This window comes from Vibrio sp. 1751, from assembly GCF_033339895.1.
GTDB classification, from domain to species: Bacteria; Pseudomonadota; Gammaproteobacteria; order Enterobacterales; family Vibrionaceae; genus Vibrio; species Vibrio alginolyticus.
In genome coordinates this window covers 81,376-100,686 of the sequence record NZ_JAWOVM010000005.1, presented here as the reverse complement: position 1 = coordinate 100,686, position 19,311 = coordinate 81,376, and the positions used below count along the sequence as shown (strand labels likewise).

Annotated in this window: 20 protein-coding genes; 8 read left to right on the top strand and 12 right to left on the bottom strand. The window is 45.3% G+C overall.

The features are described from left to right. Positions 1-14: 14 nt before the first annotated feature. On the bottom strand, positions 15-923 hold the full coding sequence (gene ltnD, locus R7041_RS03705) for an L-threonate dehydrogenase (protein ID WP_206949071.1): 909 nt from the start codon (positions 921-923) through the stop codon (positions 15-17). Between the two features lie 274 nt (positions 924-1,197). Between ltnD and R7041_RS03700 the strand changes: the two genes are divergently transcribed. Beyond that, positions 1,198-1,956 (top strand): DeoR/GlpR family DNA-binding transcription regulator, encoded by a 759-nt coding sequence (locus tag R7041_RS03700; RefSeq protein WP_017635264.1) that lies wholly within the window; start codon positions 1,198-1,200, stop codon positions 1,954-1,956. Positions 1,957-2,133: 177 nt separating this feature from the next. Here the strand turns inward: R7041_RS03700 and R7041_RS03695 are convergent, their stop codons facing one another. The 6 genes from R7041_RS03695 to ppiC form a co-directional block, all read right to left on the bottom strand. Continuing rightward, a complete protein-coding gene (locus tag R7041_RS03695) occupies positions 2,134-3,888 on the bottom strand; it encodes an ABC transporter permease subunit (RefSeq protein ID WP_373921003.1) in 1,755 nt (584 codons plus the stop codon). A 4-nt stretch (positions 3,889-3,892) separates the two neighbouring features. Then, complete coding sequence (locus R7041_RS03690; protein WP_017635265.1) at positions 3,893-5,407, bottom strand: ABC transporter substrate-binding protein; 1,515 nt, start codon at positions 5,405-5,407, stop codon at positions 3,893-3,895. Beyond that, positions 5,397-6,245: an ABC transporter ATP-binding protein gene (locus tag R7041_RS03685; RefSeq protein ID WP_206949072.1), complete on the bottom strand. Its 849-nt coding sequence runs from the start codon at positions 6,243-6,245 to the stop codon at positions 5,397-5,399. The genes R7041_RS03690 and R7041_RS03685 overlap by 11 nt, the downstream gene beginning before the upstream one ends. 20 nt (positions 6,246-6,265) lie before the next feature. Then, positions 6,266-7,027 (bottom strand): ATP-binding cassette domain-containing protein, encoded by a 762-nt coding sequence (locus R7041_RS03680; RefSeq protein WP_017635267.1) that lies wholly within the window; start codon positions 7,025-7,027, stop codon positions 6,266-6,268. 172 nt (positions 7,028-7,199) lie between these two features. After that, positions 7,200-8,504: an MATE family efflux transporter gene (locus R7041_RS03675; protein WP_258512577.1), complete on the bottom strand. Its 1,305-nt coding sequence runs from the start codon at positions 8,502-8,504 to the stop codon at positions 7,200-7,202. Between the two features lie 344 nt (positions 8,505-8,848). Further along, the gene (gene ppiC, locus R7041_RS03670; RefSeq protein WP_080276970.1) at positions 8,849-9,190 is read right to left on the bottom strand and encodes a peptidylprolyl isomerase PpiC; all 342 of its coding nucleotides are present in this window, start codon (positions 9,188-9,190) and stop codon (positions 8,849-8,851) included. Positions 9,191-9,404: 214 nt separating this feature from the next. On the opposite strand from ppiC, the gene R7041_RS03665 reads away from it, so the two are divergent. Beyond that, on the top strand, positions 9,405-10,319 hold the full coding sequence (locus R7041_RS03665; RefSeq protein WP_005385059.1) for a chemotaxis protein: 915 nt from the start codon (positions 9,405-9,407) through the stop codon (positions 10,317-10,319). An 80-nt stretch (positions 10,320-10,399) separates the two neighbouring features. On the opposite strand, the gene R7041_RS03660 is transcribed toward R7041_RS03665, so the two are convergent. From R7041_RS03660 to hutW, 4 genes are all read right to left on the bottom strand, one after another. Then, positions 10,400-10,936 (bottom strand): ATP:cob(I)alamin adenosyltransferase, encoded by a 537-nt coding sequence (locus tag R7041_RS03660; protein ID WP_053303815.1) that lies wholly within the window; start codon positions 10,934-10,936, stop codon positions 10,400-10,402. Between the two features lie 97 nt (positions 10,937-11,033). After that, complete coding sequence (hutZ, locus tag R7041_RS03655) at positions 11,034-11,564, bottom strand: heme utilization protein HutZ (RefSeq protein WP_017635270.1); 531 nt, start codon at positions 11,562-11,564, stop codon at positions 11,034-11,036. A 56-nt stretch (positions 11,565-11,620) separates the two neighbouring features. Further along, a complete protein-coding gene (gene hutX, locus R7041_RS03650; RefSeq protein WP_005385051.1) occupies positions 11,621-12,124 on the bottom strand; it encodes a heme utilization cystosolic carrier protein HutX in 504 nt (167 codons plus the stop codon). Positions 12,125-12,156: 32 nt separating this feature from the next. Further along, complete coding sequence (hutW, locus tag R7041_RS03645) at positions 12,157-13,527, bottom strand: heme anaerobic degradation radical SAM methyltransferase ChuW/HutW (RefSeq protein ID WP_206949074.1); 1,371 nt, start codon at positions 13,525-13,527, stop codon at positions 12,157-12,159. Positions 13,528-13,687: 160 nt separating this feature from the next. Between hutW and R7041_RS03640 the strand changes: the two genes are divergently transcribed. From R7041_RS03640 to R7041_RS03615, 6 genes are read left to right on the top strand one after another with little or no spacing between them, the layout of a single operon-like run. Next, on the top strand, positions 13,688-14,431 hold the full coding sequence (locus R7041_RS03640; RefSeq protein WP_025998667.1) for an energy transducer TonB: 744 nt from the start codon (positions 13,688-13,690) through the stop codon (positions 14,429-14,431). Further along, entirely contained in the window at positions 14,431-15,129 is a 699-nt protein-coding gene (locus R7041_RS03635) for a MotA/TolQ/ExbB proton channel family protein (protein ID WP_005385044.1), read from the top strand. Before R7041_RS03640 ends, R7041_RS03635 begins: the two co-directional genes overlap by 1 nt. After that, the gene (locus R7041_RS03630) at positions 15,126-15,539 is read left to right on the top strand and encodes an ExbD/TolR family protein (RefSeq protein ID WP_005375322.1); all 414 of its coding nucleotides are present in this window, start codon (positions 15,126-15,128) and stop codon (positions 15,537-15,539) included. Before R7041_RS03635 ends, R7041_RS03630 begins: the two co-directional genes overlap by 4 nt. 28 nt (positions 15,540-15,567) lie before the next feature. Beyond that, positions 15,568-16,437 (top strand): heme/hemin ABC transporter substrate-binding protein, encoded by an 870-nt coding sequence (locus tag R7041_RS03625; protein ID WP_005375320.1) that lies wholly within the window; start codon positions 15,568-15,570, stop codon positions 16,435-16,437. A 9-nt stretch (positions 16,438-16,446) separates the two neighbouring features. After that, positions 16,447-17,484 carry a FecCD family ABC transporter permease gene (locus R7041_RS03620; protein WP_005375318.1) on the top strand — a complete coding sequence of 346 codons (1,038 nt, stop codon included), beginning with the start codon at positions 16,447-16,449 and terminating at the stop codon, positions 17,482-17,484. Beyond that, positions 17,484-18,266, top strand: a complete 783-nt coding sequence (locus tag R7041_RS03615) for a heme ABC transporter ATP-binding protein (protein WP_053303821.1) — start codon at positions 17,484-17,486, stop codon at positions 18,264-18,266. The genes R7041_RS03620 and R7041_RS03615 overlap by 1 nt, the downstream gene beginning before the upstream one ends. 112 nt (positions 18,267-18,378) lie before the next feature. Here R7041_RS03615 and R7041_RS03610 read toward each other — a convergent pair whose 3' ends face one another. Beyond that, the gene (locus R7041_RS03610; RefSeq protein WP_005385033.1) at positions 18,379-18,840 is read right to left on the bottom strand and encodes a TetR/AcrR family transcriptional regulator; all 462 of its coding nucleotides are present in this window, start codon (positions 18,838-18,840) and stop codon (positions 18,379-18,381) included. Between the last annotated feature and the right edge of the window lie 471 nt (positions 18,841-19,311).

Below are 19,311 nucleotides of genomic sequence, written 5' to 3'. Positions count from 1 at the left end.
CGTTTTACGTGCGCTTACTTCTGTTTGTTTTCTACACCTGGAAGCTCAATACCATCAAAAATCTTGATAACGGCACTGTCGTCTTCCTGGCCAAAACCAGCATTGCTTGCACTCAAAAACATGTTTAGTGCTGTGCTTGATAGAGGAAGTGGAAATTTGAGATCTTTTGCTGTGTCCGATACGAGGTTTAGATCTTTCACAAAGATGTCGACCATAGATTTAGGGGAGTAGTCACCATCAACTACATGCTTCATGCGGTTCTCAAACATCCAAGAGTTACCCGCTGCATTCGTCACCACGTCGTACATCAGGTCAAGAGGAATGTTTGCACGTGCCGCTAATGCCATTGCTTCAGCACCAGCTGCGATATGAACACCTGCTAGCAATTGGTGGATAATCTTCACAGTTGCGCCTAGGCCAATCGCTTCACCGATGTTGTAGACTTTAGCTGCCGTTGCGTTGAGTACTGGTTTAAGTGCATCAAATGTGCTTTGCGCTCCCGACGCCATAATAGTCATCTCACCTAATTCTGCTTTTGCAGCACCACCAGATACCGGTGCATCAAGCATCACAAGATTGTGTTCTGCCAATTTCGCTTCAATTTGTTTTGCATCTTCTGCTGAGATGGTTGCTGAAACCATTACTGGCGTATTCGGCTTAAGCACTTTAGCAAGACCGGTTTTGAACAAGACCGTGTTAACTTGAGCTGCGTTCACAACAAGAACTAGAACCGAATCAAGCTTATCTGCAAACTCAACTGCATTTGCAGAAACTGCTTTTGCACCGAATGAACCTAACTCGTCAAGCGCTTGAGAACTTAAATCGAAACCATAGACATCTAGGCCTGCACGCACACATGACTTTGCGGCGCCCATTCCCATAGAGCCTAAACCGATAACACCTACAGATTGAACTTCACTCATAAAAACAATGCCTTCTGGTCTATTAAACTTTGTTAATTCTTGTTTGGTTGATGTGATTATATGTGAAGATTAATACTAAGACCTCGCTTTGAATCACATTTTTTCACACAAATTAACAATGTCGTGATATATACCTCTTTATGGGCAGAGATATTCCGAGCAGTTAACACAAGCGAAGGCTGTTCTTACAACGTTGAGAACATAATTCACAGATATTCACAACAAATGAAAAGATTGGTAGGATACTGAAAAACAAGAATATAGAAGTGAAACTATGATCCCAGCAGAACGTCAAAGAACCATATTATCCCTGTTATCACATCAAGAAGTGTTAAGCATTTCAGATTTAACCGACCACCTTGGCGTATCACATATGACCATTCGTCGTGATATCGTGAAGCTTGAATCCTCAGGTAAAGTCGTTTCTGTTTCTGGTGGAGTGCAACTCGCTCAAGCTCTACATTCCGAACTTTCCCATGATGCGAAGGCCGAGCAACAAGCGGATGAAAAAATTCAAATTGGTAAGCTGGCGGCTACGTTAATTGGTCAAGACGCTACGATTTACTTGGATGCGGGAACAACCTCTCTAGAAATCGCCCATCAAATAGCAAATCGTAATGATCTTTTAGTTATCACCAATGACTTCTCTATTGCTGCTTTCCTTATGACGCACAGTGAATGTGAGCTTTACCACACTGGGGGAAAAATTGACCGCGAGAACCAATCCACCATTGGAGGAAAAGTCGCAGAGTTCTTGAATGGGCTAAATATTGATATCGCCTTTATTTCGACTTCATCTTGGAGCTTGAAAGGCTTATCAACACCTAATGAAAATAAAGTTCTCGTTAAAAAAGCAATCATCAAGGCGGCACAAACCAATTATCTGATCTCAGACTCAACTAAATACGGTCAGATAGCGAGCTTTCATGCATTAGACATCGAGCAATTGGACGGAATTATTACCGATCGAAACCTATCCGAAGTGGTCACTCAAGAATTAACGGATAAAGGATTACGTGTGTATAAAGAGTAACACTACCTAAACATCTGAGTTCGCGTAACTTTTATACTCGTTAATTTATAGGTGCTTCCAATATACATAGACCGTGCTGTGTACTTTCTGGCAGAAAACACATCCTTTTGTTTTCTAAATTACCAAATTACTGATTACATCTGGATATGGAAGCTCACTTCGCTTTATCGCTGCTCGTCACTTGTCATCAAAAATCAAATTCACCGCAATTGCCATCAAAACCAAGCCTGAGATTGGTAGTAAGACACCTAATGGCGAGCGCTCAATGTAAGGCAGATTCTCTGCAATCAATAAACCCCACTCAGGTTCAGGCGGCTTAACGCCAAGTCCGATAAAACTCAGAGACGTCAGGCTGAGCGTAATGTATGGCAAACGCAGAAACGCGTGACGAATCAATGGCGGCAGCACATAAGGCAACAAGTAGTAACGAAGTACTCGCCACTGACTGGTTCCCCAAATGGGCGCAAGATGCGTGTAAGGCTGCGCTTTGGCTTCCATCAACAAGCTCGCACAGTGCGCCGCTAATGGTGCCCATGACACCATAACAATCGCAATCAAGGCACTGTTTGGGTTCATTCCCGTTAGACCAGCGATCAGCAGACCCGCCACAATGTATGGCACACCTTTGGTGATCTCAATTAAGCCTTGGCTATAACGAGTCACGAAGCCGAGCAGCAAACCAATCACCAAACTTAGGAACGTTGCGATGATGCCCATTTTGATTGTCGACATCATACCGCCGCCAACGCGAGCAAGCAGATCTCGCCCGACCGCATCTGCACCAAACGGGGCAGCTAAGCTTGGCGATTCAAGGCGGGTAAATTGGATGGTGTAAGGATCGCGCATTAACGCCCATCCAGCACAACCAATCAGCAAGACAAAGATTGTGGCACTGACGATACGTTTGGTGGTGCTTTGGGTAAAACGGAACGTGCTGTGACTGCTGATCAACTTGCCACTTGTGACACTGTGCCCGAGTAACCAACGTTGCAATAAGATGCTCGCACTGCTGATTAACATCGAGAACACCAACAACACCAACAAGCCGCCTTGCAGCATCGGCAGATCTTGTGACTTCGCTGCACCCAAGATTAGTCGTCCGATGCCCGGAATGGAAAACACTTGTTCCACAGCAACCGCGCCGCCGGTTAAACCAATCACCGTCATTGCGATTTGAGGAATCAAGTTACTAACGGCACGCCACAAGGCAAAGCGTAAGATTTGAAACTTACTGACGTTTGCCGATAGCCAAGTGATCACCCAAGGCTCATCTAATACTCGCTTGAGGCTGTCATTGAGCAAGCGCCCGAACAAACCAGCAGCAGGCAATGCCATTGCCAAACTTGGTAGCCAGAGGTTTTGCACGCCTTGCCAACCATAAGGCGGGAACCAGCCCAACCAAATGGAAAACACCATGATCAGCAACGAAGCAATCACGTATTCAGGCAGTGAGACCAACACCGAACTGAGCGTGTCATGATGTTTGTCTAAACGATTCTGTTGCCAACGACGCACAGTGTAAAGGACGCTCGCCATACACATTACAAATGCCATGCCTAGCGCTGTAAGCATCAGTAATAGCGACGTTTTTGCGGTTTGTTGAACGCTCTCCATCACGGATGCGCCACTCACCCAAGAGACACCTAAGTCACCTTGCATGGCAAGCGTCAACCAATCCCACAGTCGCTCAGCAGCGCTGCGGTCAAGTTGAAGATCTTCTCGAATTGCTTGCAGAGCTTCCGCCGTCAGCAATTGTTGAGCACCCGCACGGGCACGGAGGATTGATTGGCTTGGATCGATACCTGCAATATCCGGCATCAAACCCACCAGCACAACCACTACCCCGAGAGACAGGAAGCGCGACAAAAAACGCGTAAACCATTCAGGCATACAAGCGCTCCAACGAGAGCGCATGTTGGCAACAGACGACATCGAGTTAGTTCACCTCAGTAAACTGGTCGATCAGGCGACGCTCACGTGGGTCACGTTGTGCATTCTTCACACGATCACTCTCACCTTGGATTACACGCTCGTGAAGCAGTGGAATCACAGCGTATTGTTCAAGGATTTTGCTTTCTGCTTCGATGATCGCTTGTTGGCGTTTCTCACCCAATGGCTGACGATCAGCGTGTTTCAATGCAGCATCCACTTCTTCAGAGCAGAGCTGACCTAGGTTGTAAGAACCTTTACAGCTAAAGTCACTTTGCATGTACGCCACTGGGTCACCAGAATCCAGCACCGTTGCACGTGACAACAAGAACGCATCGAACTTACCTGCTAGTGCATCGTTTTCGATTTGTGCGTATTCACGAACGTCTAGTTCAACCACAAAGCCAGCCGCTTCAAGTTGTTGCTTTAGTAGCACCGCCACTTCTGGCAACTCTGCACGGTCGGTAAACGTACCAATGGTGATCTTTTCACCATTCGCGTGGCGCATTTCCATGGTTTCCATACGAGGGTTCGCATCACGAATTGGTTGAGCCCATGCCAATGCAGGACCTAACAAACCTTTCGCTGAGTCGGCGTGGTTCTCGTAAACCGTTTTGATGATTTGCTCACGGTTAACCGCTTGAGCCGCTGCTTTACGCAAACCGAACTGGCTAAACACATCTGATTTATTGTTTAGGTAAAGCGTGTTGGTACGTGGCATGGCGACTTCGTGCAGCTGTGAAGATTCCATCATCGCGATTTGCGAAACAGGAACGGCTTCAACTACATCCGCCTCACCGGTACGTAGTGCAGCAGCACGAGCAAAACCGTTTGGTACGTATTCAGCAAAGATACTGTCTACTTTTGCTTTTTCGCCCCAATAACCGTCAAAACGCTTCAGTTTCGCGCTGGTTGTGCCGTTGATTTCTGTCAGAACGAATGGACCGGTACCCGCATTAATTGGCACAACGCGACCATTTTCTTGATATGCAGCACCAGAAAGGATCGCTAGCTGTGGGCTAGATAGACGGCTTGGCAACAATGGATCGTTAAAGGTCGTTTTGATTTCAACAGTGAAGTCGTCCAGTGCGCTAACTTGCCATTCGATACCATCCAAAATGCGTGGTTTTGGTGCAGCATCTAATGCTTTTTGTAGAGAGTTCACAACCGCGTTTGCATCAAGATCAGAACCATCGTGGAATTTCACGCCCTTACGTACCGTAAATTGCCACGTCATCGGGTCAATTTGTTCCCACTCTGTTGCCAGCATAGGCTCTGCTACCGACTGATCGTTTAGGTTCACCAGCGTTTCTGCCGTGCTCCAACGTGACAGTTTGAACGCGTCATCTGAAAGTGGTGACAAACCTGTGCGTGGTGGTTGCATCATGGCAACGCGAATTTCCGTTGCTTGCGGTGCAGCTGCTTTTTCCGCTTCTGGCTTGCTTTCGCCAGAGTCAAAACAACCCGTCAGCAGTGCGCTTAAAGCCAGCGACAAAGCTAACTTGGGAGTACTAAGGTGCATAAGAAACCTCTCCAATGGTTTTTGTGAATTCATTACCTTTGTGTTGAGCGCTCATCAAGGCTCTCGTGATCAAGTGCGATGGGTTATTTGTCACGTTCTGTGCTGTGCCGTGCTCGACAACGCGTCCTTTGTCTAACACTAGGATTTCATCGCATAGGGTTTGTGCCGCATCGAGGTCATGTGTCACCAAAATCAAGCGCATCTGACGACTCTTTTGAATGCCTGCCAACAAGTCGAGAATCTGTTTACGACTGACGGGGTCTAAGCTACTGGTTGGCTCATCGGCAACCAACACGCAAGGCTCAACAATCAAAGCTCTGGCGATAGCCACACGTTGAGCTTGCCCAACTGATAATTGCTGCGGGTTACGATCCAGCAATGTGAGATCCAAACCGACATCCGTCAAAACCTTTTCCACCTTCTCGTTAAGCTCTTGCGTCAAACCAATGTTGCTTAGCGGCTCCAGTAAGATCTGGCGAACGGTGTAGTACGGATTCAAGCTCGATTGCGGCTCTTGAGGAATCAGTTGAATGTGCTGACACAACTCTTGACGCTGCTTAGCCGAGCTACGCGATAACGGATAACCACACACATACACTTCACCAGATGTGGGTTTACGAAGACCAAACAGAAGTTCAATCAAGGTCGATTTACCCGCACCAGAAGGACCAACAATCGCAATGTTCTTTGTGTCGATGGCAAGATCCAGTTGTTCGAGCGCTTTAAACGGTTTGCCCCCTAACCAACTTGGTTTGGAGTAATAGTGAACACTGGCTTGCTCAAAGCGAACTTCCGCCGATTTAGGCTGCGTGTGCCCGCTCAAGTTGTGCTTAGTCAAAATAGGCTCCAGAGATGAGGTTAAGGCAGCAGTTGCGCAAGTTGTTGGCAGAAAGGATGCGAGCTTTGCTGAATGGCTTGCCATGGTTCGCCATAAGCCACCATGGTGTTATCCGCAATCACCAAGACTTTGTCACACGCCAAAGCCGCAGACAGATCGTGCGTGATCAACAAACCACTGATGCTGCGTTGCTGAACACTGCTGCGGAACAACTCAAGGATCTCCGCTTCGGTGATGGGATCGAGCGCACTGGTAGGTTCATCAGCGATGATCAAGTTCGCACTACCAAGCAACGCAATCGCAATACAAATACGCTGGCGCTGACCACCAGATAACTGGCTTGGATGCTGCGCTAATGCTGCTTTTGGCTCCGTAAATCCGAGTTGAGACAACAAGGTCGTCACCGTGTCTCGGTTTGCTGAAGACAAGCGCGTTTTGTTGCCCGTCAATGCCAAACACAGTTGTTGCTCGACAGACGCCAATGGATTCAGCGCTTTAAGTGCATCTTGGAAAATGACCGCGGGACGCTGGGATTGACTCCGTTGCAGCATGGCAGTTTGTGCGACTTCACTGCTGTTAAGCTGGATAATTCCGTCTACCCAAATATCAGACGGCAAAAAACCTGCGACGGCTTTCGACAACATGGATTTACCAATGCCGGAAGGTCCCATAATGGCAAGAACTTCACCTTGAAACAGCTCAAAAGAAATGTCTTTGAAGAGTGTGCGTTCTGAGTCTGTAAGGCTGAGATTATTAACGGAGAGTATTGGTTGAGAAATCACGACATCAAACTAAATGTAACAATATAACATAACGATAGTATCACGCAGGTCTGAGCAAGAAAACAACTCAGAGGGGGTATTTCATCACCTTTTTCACGCTTTTATCAGCAAGGGCAGATGGCTCCGCCCTTGAGATAAAAAATCGAAATAAAACCGATTGTAAAAGCGTGAATTACTGACACTTTTGTTTCACTTGATCGAGGTACGGGAACAAGAAGACAAAGCGCCCAACGTAGAACAAAGTGAATGCCAGCCACAAACCGTGATTGCCCCAATATTGCACCGCAATAAATTGAGTCACTAAGAACAACACCATGGTTAGGAAGGTAGAGTTACGTACTGGTCGTGTCGTCCCTGTGCCGGTAAAGATGCCGTAAAACGTAAGACCAAAACCAGCAACCAGCGGGAATGCCAATAACCAAGGGCTCATGTCTAGGTACAGCGCAACAAGGTTTGGCAAAGTGGTAAACAACGTCACCACTTGGTGTTTGAACAGTACCAACAGCAAGGTCAATACAACAACGAACGCCGCGGTCCATTGCGTGTTTAGCTTAATCACGTTATCAAGCAATGTCGGATTCTTCTGCCCTACGGCTTTACCTGCAAAGACGCTCGACGCATTCGCTACACCATCAAACATGTAGCTGACGATAAAGGTCACTTGCATCAAGATTGCGTTCGCAGCGAGCACATCAGAGCCAAGCTGAGAGCCTACACGCGCCATCATGTTGAAGAACACCAATAGACACACAGTACGAAGCAGCAGATCCATATTGGAAGACGCGATAACTTTGAGATCTTTACGCGTCATTTTCGCGGTCTGAATGTAATCAAACAGCGGGAAGCGACAGGTTTTCAACACCAGCACCGCACCAATAACAAACGTCGAGATTTGCGCGATAAGTGTCGCTACCGCAACACCAGCAATGCCCATATCGAAGTACAACACAAATACGATATCCAGCACGATGTTCAGCACGTTACCAAACACTTGCGTGAACAAGGTTTCTTTGGCTTTCGCCTGCCCCATCAACCAACCAATCACGGTGTAGTTCAGCAGTACAAACGGCGCACCAAAGATCATGATATCGAAGTAAGTCTTAGCGTTTTCTGCCACGACGGCATCAGGGGAGATAATCAGCTCTGCCCCCATCCAAATCACGGACTGCAACGCAATGAAAATCAAGCCAAGGCAGAGTGAAAGCACGAAAGGACGCAATAAGCTACTCGCTTGATCTTCTGGGCTATTTTTACCTAATGCGATTGCACTTTGCCCGGTAGTACTGACGCGGAAAAAGCCAAACAGCCAATACAAAGTATTCATGATGACGGTGCCGATCGCCACGCCACCAATCATCTCAGCCACACCAAGTTTACCGATCACCGCGGTGTCCACCGCCCCCAATAATGGTTGGGTAACAGTAGAAACAATGAAAGGAAATGCGATTTTAAAATAGTCTTTATGAGTCAGGGACATCTTAAATTATGAACGGGGTTAATTTTTTATAAGGTCGCTATCATATGCGAATGGCGTCCGAACATGAACCAAAGTTCGCCAGCAAGGAATAGCATTGATAATTGATACAACCAGCAAACGTATTCTCATACCAAAGCTTGAAATAGGATAACGACTTATGAGAAAAGCCAAGTTAACTGCATATAAATGAGTTTCTAGTTTGGAAAGATTAGCGTTTGGTTGAGCATGGCAGATCAGAATGTATCTGCCATGTCATAACGGTAGTGATTGGTGAAAAGAGACCGTACAGATGATATTTAATGCTTGTGGGTTTCATCTGACAATGTTTAGGTCGATACCAAGCCTTATGTTCTGTAAAGCACCTTTACAACATGCCAACCGAACTTGGTTTTAACTAAATGCGGCGTTAACACTTCGCCAGAAAAGCACACTTTGTCGAACTGAGGTACCATTTGACCACGGCGGAATTCACCAAGGTCACCACCGCGTTTGCCTGACGGGCAAGTTGAATACTTCTTCGCTAATGTCTGAAACTTAGCGCCTTTTTTCAGTTGCTTGATTATGTCTTCCGCTTGCTCTTTGTGCTTCACAAGAATATGTAATGCGGCTGCTGTATTTGCCATTGATCTATCTCTCACTATTCTGGTCGCGCAAGTGTACCCAATCCTTTTTAACAGACCAAACATTTCTTAATAATAGCTCAGCGGTAAAGGCCCCAATACACGAGGAATATAAAATCGTCTACATAATGAGTTTAAAATACAAACAAGTTTTGCTCAGTTAATCACTATTCTCTAAAAGATTGTCTAAAAAGCTCACATTTGTCTCTCCGATGGTTGAAGCCTTCGTCTGATAAGATTAGATTAGACACAATTCGGTGGTATTTATAAGGTTATTTTCATGGCAAAAGTCGTAAGCAAAGCGAATCAGTCTCAGGGCATGTTGATGTTTAAGCTCACCCTGCAACAGAGTTTCGCTATCGGTACGCTAAAAGTCCGTGAAATCGTCCCATACATGCCAACGACGAAGATCCCTTACTCGCATCATCACGTCATTGGAACAGTTACGATACGTAACTTAACAGTACCAGTGATCGATATGTCAGCAGCTGTTGGCTTTCGTCCTATAAGTGAAGAAGAATATAAAAGCTGCTACTTGATCGTGACAGATTGCTTGCGAACCGTGGTTGCTTTTATGGTTCGTAGTATAGAGAAGATCATTGAGTGCGATTGGAAAGCTATTGAAACGCCACCTCCGAGCGCTGGAAAAAATATTTTCGTGACTGGAATTACTCGCTACGAGGACAAAACTGTTCAAATGCTGGATGTGGAGCTGCTACTTTCCAAAATTTATCCGCAGTACGAGAATTCAAAGATCCCAATGCTGACAGATATTGAGCGAGAACGCCTAAAAGCACTCAGTATTCTATTGGTGGATGACTCTTCCATCGCTCGTAAACAGCTGTGTGACGCACTCGATAGCATCAATATTGGGTATCAAATCTGTAAAAATGGTTTAGATGCATTGGAACTGATGAAAAGTGACGCTGCGGCTCATCGCCCAATTGATATTCTGGTCAGCGATATTGAAATGCCCGGATTAGACGGTTATGAGTTAGCATTTGAAGTTCAGAATAATTCTTCTCTGAACCATTCATACCGCATTTTACATACATCGTTATCGAGCGAAATCTGTGTAGACAGAGCTCACCAAGTTGGCGCGCATGAGGCACTTGAGAAGTTCAATGCTGGAGAACTAATCGAAGCGATGCTTCGCGGAGCAAAAGAGCTAGAAGCCAAAGCTATGACTTCTTAACTCTTATTGGACGAGTTGATTTGAGAATATAATGCAGTGCTTGTCCTATCCCTGATGCTCACATCCGCTAATTTCTCAGCTCACTTCTTTGGCATCGCGTAACTACGAGAAACGAATTCCGTCTCTTTGACTTGGTGAGCATGATTAATATAAGAAGCTAGGCTGTAAAGTACATTCGCTAATAAGTTCGCGTAACGAAACAAAATAGGTGAGGGCTGCTTCTTACCTGTATGTTCAACGGCAACTAATGCTCGTACCGTTTTTTTAGCTTGGCAACGGCACAAATGCAATTGACTGGCTGCCGAGTGCCCTCCGGGTAGAACAAAGCCTTTGAAGCCGCCATCAATACGTTGCTTGAGCAAAGCATAATCGGCCTTTAACTCTTCAACTTCCGCTTCTGTAATCGCTAATTTTCCGCGAACCGAACCATTTAGATGATAAACATTAGGCTGCATTCTTGTCAGTATATCGCGGCTAAACTCGTCCAATTCCATAGCGAGAACAAGGCCAATACGACTACAAAGTTCATCTGCTGTAATTTCAAAGTCACAAACCGGACTGTCCTCGTAAATAAACGGATAGCAAATCTCGCTCAATTCCTTGCTTACAGGTTTCATGCTTTTGTTCCAATATAAAAAAGGGAGTCAGTATAACCTAACTCCCTTTAAACGTTCATTATGCCAAATGATCGACATTCATATGATCGGTTTACAATCAGGCACTTTCGACTTTCTTGTGACCTTCTTGAAGGTGAACAAAATCTACTAAATCATCACCAGACACTTGATACGCCTGACCAAAACCTTTAACAAATAGCCCCGATTCTGGCTTTAAGTTAAACAAAACGAAATCCTCTAGCTGGCTTAGACCATCAATAATCTCACCAAAACGCTCTTTCATTTGTTCAACAACTTGTTGCCACATCTCTGTGTCTCGCTCAACTACATTTGCTACCGCATCAAAAGTTAAGCGCTTACGAGCAAACAGCTGCTTTGAAGACTCTTCATCTTCGATCATCATCAATGAAACATTTGGATTTTCTAAAAGGTTACGGGCATGACGAGCGATTTTAGAAATGAGAACGAAATAACCTTCCTGGTTTTGGACATAAGGCGCGTAGCTTACATTCGGGCGACCTTCTGCATCGACAGTTGCAAGCTGAAGTGTACGGCGCTCCTGACGAAACTCTTTGATCTCTGGCCCTAAACGACCTTGCAAACGCTCTTGTTTAACTTGTTGATCCATATTGATACCTGACTTTACTAATTAGTATTCGAGTTAAGCCTCGATTATGTTTGTGATTACTTTTTTAATTCGGCTTGTAGGGCGCGAAATGCGGTTACTTGTTCTTCAATCAACTCGCGCTTTTCGTTACGGCCTAAATAAACCTTGAAAATATTGCTTCCGCACTCCGAGAAAAAACCAAAATAGTGACTCTCTCTACCCATAAACGGTTTACTGACTAATGCGACATTTTTAACGTTATCTAATTTAAGGTGGCCGTGCAGTTCACCTTCTCTACCCATTAAATTGTAATAGCCACGCGCCACTTTTCCTTTTGGAAACGGCGCTTTAACTTCAAAGATAGAACCAAAAGAGTGGACGATGGTCGTCACCGGGCCAAAACCAACCAAACTTTCTAGGATGCTTTGCGCTTGCTCTCCTGGTGCAATAGCCACCATTTCCTGAGGTAGAGCCGCAACAACCTCAAACTCGGAAATGCCAAGACGCTCTGCCATCGCAGCTGGCAATAATTGTGGTTCTTGCTCTAGTAATACTTCAACTTGTTGCTTGATTGATTCCATTGTGTCTTCCGTTTTTGTTCAATTTGTTTTCATTAATTATTGGATGCTTTCGGTACCGTTTCGTTCATCTCTGACGTGAGTACCTGAATACAACTTTGAGCCAATGACACTGCCCAGAAGCTGCCTGCAAGAGTAAGGACTGCGCTACGTTCATGTAGCTGTACTAAGCCTTTCGCTTGCCACACTTTAAATAGAGGCAATAAAAACACGAACGCGTCCTCTCCCATAAATGATGGAAGTTGGTTTGCTTGAACAATGCCACGGTCAAACGCAGATTTGAGTGCAGAAAAAAGTGGTTCTAGAGGGCTTTGCTTCATCATCATCGCGATGGTGCATTGACCTTCTTTGACCGCTTTAATATAGGTCTCTAGTGTGCGGTGTTGCATCATCCCGTAGCCACCGATATTACCTCCAGCACCACAGCCAATTGGCAATACCTCTGCATAAGTCTTGGCTAAACTATTGTATAAACTACGCTCGCGGTTATCGATTGCCCAATGGTTCACACTCAGTTGCTTCATATGGTGTTTGGCCATAAAGTTCACACCGAGCTCATACATTCCCGCTTTTTCTGGTGTGGTCGCAGGTGGCGGGATTTTTCCCTTTTCTACGAGGTTGAGCATGGGAGCTGACCCACCAACCACTAACTGATACAAATCCAGTCCGTGTGCGCCAGTCGAGAGGAAATCATTTAAATCTTGCTCTAACACTTCTTTGGTTTGATAAGGTAAGCCATAGAGTAAATCGATAATGACCGGAATTTTGTCTTCTTTGGCGATCTCGCTCACTCGTTTGAGGACATCTTCCCTATCATCTAAACGTTTTGCGCTGCGGCGCACTTGTGTATTAAAACTTTGCACACCAAAAGAGAAACGATTAAACCCACCCTCTAAAGCGCCTTGATACAACTCATCAGAAAAACGATTGATGCGACCTTCTAAGGTGATTTCGCAGTCTGCGGCCAAAGGAAAGTGGTCTCGGATAGCCTGGCCTAACACACGAACCTGTATTGGAGATAAATCCGTTGGCGTTCCGCCCCCGATATATACGGCGTGAAAAATACCATTTTGTGTCCAAGGTAATGCCGCTTTCTCTCTAAGCTCCTGCATTAATGCTTCAAAGTACTCATCAACCAGTGTGCGACTTGCAGCATTTTGAAAGAAGTTACAAAAAGTGCAACGAACGCGACAAAACGGAACATGAATATAAAGACAGCGCTTATTGGTCGCTTTAATTGAGTTAGCCGTAATACTCGAAAAAATCGCCTGTTGTTGAGACGAGGGCACAGGTACGCTCGCTCCCCCGGCATGTGCAGAATGCTTCTTAACAAAAGCAAATCGCAATGGATCAGGACTATCACTGCCCAACACTGATTCATCAAGCTTATCGATATCGACGCTCATATATACTCGCTTAACTCCCATCATGTAAGGGATGGAAGCTGATCTTAAAAATTCTGCAAGAATCATAATTTGAGCGTAATGATAATGCAATTGATAATTGATCTTATTTCCATTGTAAGTAATAATCTGCCCAAGTTTTCATAGTTTCCCGAGATATTCCGTGAACGTACAAAGATATGTCATTGCAGGAGGTGCTTCCCTTGCCATCCATGCCGCACTTCTTTTTGTTTCTCAAGAGACAAAGGTGTTCGCGATGCCGGCTGGAAACCCAGCAAGTTCGGTAAGTCTAAATCTTGTGTCTGCTCCTCCCGCTGTCGAAAAATCTACACCAGAAAATGTAGCGCCACCAAAAGAGCAGCCTCAAGACCAACCTGAACCAGAAAAGAAGATTGTAAAAAAACAGGTCGTCAAGAAAGACGCTGTTAAGAAGAAGGTAGTAGAGAAAAAACCTGAACCGGTTAAACAATCTAAACCTAAAGCGGTCGAGCCCACCAAAACCGTAACAAAGCAAAAGGTTCAGCCCGAAGCGAAACCAAAGAAAAAAACGGAACCGGTGAAGAAAGAGACGGTAGCTCAACAATCCGCACCTGCGAGCCAATCCAAAGGGGCAACATCTCAGCCTGTCTTGGTCGACAAACCAACGTTTGTGAGTCAACCAACACAACCCCGTTACCCAAGGTCTGCACAAAGACGCGGTATTGAAGGTGTAGCCTTGTATGAGATATGGCTAGATGAGAATGGTAACCAGATTAAACAGGTTTTGATTGAGTCTTCCGGCACAGAGTCGCTAGATGCCTCAGCACTTCGTGCGATCAAACAGTGGCAATTTACACCACATATTTCAGGTGGGCTAAAAGTCGCTCACCGAGTACAAGTACCTGTTCGTTTTAAGTTGGATGGATAATGGAACAACTACAAGAATTACAAACTCAATTTGGGCTGATGACATGGCCTTTGATCATTTGCTCAGCTCTAACCGTGATGATCATCGCCGAGCGATTATTCCATGTGTTAATTAGCCTTGGTGTAGGAAAGCGAGCCATTCGCCAAAAGCTCACAGGATTAGACCCAACAAATGGGAGCGAGCTTGAAGCACTTGCTGAAGAGTTGTCGAATAAGCGGCCGCTTCTGTACCGTGGTGTTGCGATGTTGCTTGCTCATCATTCTTTCTCGAAATCTTTAAGAGAAGATGCCGCAGGTATTTGGCTGCAAGAAAAACGCCATCAGCTGCATTCCGGCCTTCGTTTGCTGACGCTGATTGGTGTCATCAGTCCTTTAATTGGCTTGCTTGGTACGGTACTTGGCTTAATTGACATGTTTAAAGGCATCGCGGTTTCAACGGGGAATATCACTCCGAATGATTTGGCTGACGGCCTAGGTCTTGCTATGCGCACCACTGCCGCGGGTCTCATTATCGCACTTCCTGCCATTTCAGGAGCGCAGATCATTGGTTTGTGGGCGGATCGTGTAATCGCCAAGCTTGAGCACACTTTAAACTACGTCAACTTATGGCTTGAAGGTATCTCGTTACAGCATGTCTCGCCAGACCACTCAAAAGTAACACTGCGCTCTTCTGAGAAGATTGAGGCTGCAACTCAATGATTAAAACACCACAAGAAAATAGTCGTAACGGTTTAACCCCCGATTTAACACCGCTGTTAGACATTATTTTTATCGTCATGGTTTTCCTGATGTTAACCGCAGCGGTCAAACTCGATTCATTAGACGTCAATTTACCGAGCACAGAATCTCAGGCTGTTGCAGATGTCGATAAGCAATCCATCACGGTAAATATTCTTAAAGACGAGCCTTACTGGGCTATTAACGGCAAGACATATATCGATTGGGACAACTTTACCCTCGCGCTGTTAGAAGAGAGTAAGTCAAGCGATAAACCGATTGTAATTGGAGCAGAAAAAACCGCGAATATTCAGTCGCTAGTACAACTTCTCGGCTTTTTACAAGAAAACGGAATTCAAGCAACTCAGTTACTCACTGAAGAGCCATCATAAAAATAAGTAAGATAGAGATCCTTTCAAAATGAAGAACACACGCATCACTATTCATGCTGTTGTCACGGCAGCTATTTCCCTACTTGCGAGTAGTCAACTTTTTGCCAATGAAACGCCATCCTCAGAGCGCGTTGTTAGCGCAGGCAGCGCCGTCACTGAACTCTTGCTTGAACTCGACGCTAAAGATAGCTTGGTTGCTATCGACGTCACCAGTCAATTACCAAAAGGAATGGAACTGCCTAAAGTGGGCTACCATCGTCGTCTTTCAGCGGAGGGGTTGCTCGCCTTACGTCCGACAAAAGTCATTGGTTCTGATGAGATGGGGCCGAAAACAACATTGAGCCAATTGAAATCGGCTGGCGTAGATGTAGAAATCGTTAATACTGATGCAAATGTCGAGGGCCTTTATCAACGTATTGATCAAATTGCGAACCTTATGGATCGCAAAGCTCAAGCTGAAAGCTTAAAGCAAGATGTCCAGGCGCAAGTACAAGCACTCAATGCAAACCAACCTGATCAAGCGAAGAAAAAGAAAGTGCTCTTTCTGCTGATCCATGAAGGGCGACCTGCAAATGTTGCGGGCTCACAAACGACACCCGATGCAATTATTCAACTCGCCGGCGGACAAAACCCAGCCGCTACACAACTCTCGTCTTACAAGCCTCTATCCACAGAAGCGATGGTAGAGATGCAGCCTGACGTGATTCTTGTTAGTGGTCGCAGCTATGAAACGTTGGGTGGTGCCGATGCAATTTTAAAAGCAATGCCGCTTCTTGCTGCAACACCCGCTGGAAAGAACAAAGACATCATAACGATTGATGGCCATGCTCTGGTAGGTGGTTTGGGCCTTAAAAGCCTTGCAGAAGCTAAACGCTTGAATGCACTGCTTTACCCATAGAGACATGACATGTTGTTAAGACGCATCCCCCTTTCAACGACGTTATCAGTGCTTAGTGGATTTTTAGCATTTATTGCTATCGCCTCTATTACCGTTGGCCCAATGAACATTAGCTTTGCTGACAGTTTGCGTAGCCTAACGGGAGGCAGTTCTGATCTCGCTCCTCACATTCAGTTGGTCATTAACGAAATCCGATTGCCTCGCACCATTTTGTGTATGTTCATCGGCGCCATTTTAGCAATTTGTGGTGTGGTTATGCAGGGCTTGTTCCGTAACCCATTAGCCGAGCCTGGTATCATTGGTGTGTCTGCTGGCGCTGCTCTTGGTGGTGCATTCGCTATTGTTGTATTTGCTGAATTTAGCCAAAACTATCCGCAACTAATGAACTTAGCGGCTCTGCCTCTTTTTGCTTTCCTTGGCGGTGCACTAACGACTATTCTCGTTTATAAACTCGGCACAAGTAAGTTTGGTACCTCAGTTACAATTATGTTGTTAGCCGGCGTTGCCATCAGTGCGCTCTCGGGTGCTGCGATTGGCTACATGAACTTTATCGCAGATGATCAGATGCTGCGAGACTTGACGCTTTGGTCGATGGGCTCATTAGCTGGTGCAAATTGGTCAGGGATTGCTCTATCTGCTGTAACACTCGTCATCCTATTACTCTGGTTCCAGAAGAAGTCGATGGCGCTGAATGCTCTGTTGTTAGGGGAATCAGAAGCAAGACACTTAGGAGTTCCGGTTCAAAAACTCAAACGTCAGCTTATTTTACTTTCTGCACTGGGTGTTGGTATTACGGTGAGCATCAGTGGTGCAATTGGCTTTATTGGGCTCGTGATTCCTCACTTAGGGCGCATGCTCGCTGGGCCTGACCATCGAACGCTATTACCAATATCTGCCTTAATGGGAGCACTGCTTCTTACTGCCGCAGATATGTTTGCTCGTGTTGCCGTGGCACCAGCTGAATTACCAGTTGGAATCGTGACCGCATTGATTGGCGCGCCCTTTTTCATCTACTTATTGTTCCAGCAAAAAGGGAAGATTTTGTAATGAACCAGATCGTTTTATCGGGGAAAAACATTTCGATGACGTATGGCAACCGTGTGGTGCTCAATGACATCAACATTGATATCCGAGCTGGTGAAGTGACCGCCCTACTCGGCCCCAATGGCGCAGGTAAAAGTACTTTGCTCAAGCTTCTATGCGGTGAGATCTCTTCGAATCATCACATCACTTACTTCGGTAAACAAAAGCATGATTGGGAGCCTGAAAAAAGCGCCAAACATATTGCAATGCTCCCGCAGCACAGCACCTTAACCTTCCCATTTCTAGCCAGAGAAGTAGTAGAGCTGGGGGCAATACCGCTATCACTGTCCAATAAAGAAACCACTAAACTGGCTTTACATTACATGGAACAAACCGACGTATTGCATTTAGCAGAAAGCCTGTACCCGTCTTTATCTGGTGGAGAAAAGCAACGACTGCATCTAGCACGAGTGATGACACAACTACATCAATCTGGCGAAAAACGAATCTTAATGCTTGATGAACCTACCTCAGCGTTGGATCTCGCCCACCAACACAACACGTTAAAGATTGCTCGTGAAACGGCAAAAGCACAAAACGCAGCGGTGGTTGTGGTGTTACATGACTTGAATCTAGCCTCTCAGTACGCAGACCGCCTTGTACTCTTGCATAACGGGAAACTAGTTTGTGATGACACGCCATGGAATGCACTAACGTCAGAGCGCATTGAGCAAGTTTATGGCTATCGATCTATTGTGACAAAACATCCGACGCTAGACTTCCCTCAAGTGCATGCCGCAGCATAAAGCGTATCTCCTCTAAGCCGTCTCTAAAACACTTCGATACGACAAAGGCCCGCAATATGAGAGTTGCGGGCCTTTGCTTTGATAGTGGCAGAATTTGGTGCTTTAAAGGCTATTACTTGCTCATTTGGATCAATGATCGACCAATCAACCACTCAAGCTCTTTGTCACCACCCGCACCAAACTGGCTTTCAACCATTTTGTATAAGCGGTCAATACCATTAGCAGCAAATTCTTGCGCATTTTCAGCGGTGACAATGTGATGGAATAGCAGTCGTAAAATCGCGAGAAACTCAGCATCTTCCAGCGCTTTAATCCAACTTTGTGAAAATGCATTTAATCCTTTATCAAACTCTAAGTGTTCAATAAACATTTTAAAGATACGGCCATCCAGTGCGGCGGTGAAGTCCGTTTTCTTAGGGAAGTGATGGCTAATACCGGTACGCGATATACCTGTCTGCTGGCTTAGCGTCGTGTACGACATTTTGTCGTAACCTAATCTGAGTAGCTGATCAATAACGGCATCCATGATCTTTTGGATAGTGATTTCGGTATCTTCTTTACTACGCTTTGGCATATTTTAAGCTCTTCTCTTTGTAAATCCATCTAACTCACTATTAAATGAGGCCAGAATGAAATCATTCTTAGCATTATACCCGGCTCGCCGATGCGGTTCGATTAGCGAAAACCTAGAAATCAGGTTGCTAAGCGCTGCACTTGAAAGCGCTTTGGGTATATGTATTGCGACTATTTAATATCATGTCGAGTTCCAAACCATAACGTCTTTACACTGCGTAATGTGTAATTTTCAGTTATGTTTTTGTCAATACATGCTACTCAAAATAAGGCGAAAAGTTAGTCTCATCAAAACCTTGCGCCAATTATTCATCGAAACTATTCAAAGACCAAGAATGATAATTATTAAAAATAATCAATCAAGAAATAGTCTTATAAATTAACCATTAGTTCAACTGGACTGAGCAAAATCTCGTCACTATGTTCGTTAATTGATTTTAAATGTTGATATATATCACATTAACGTTCTTGA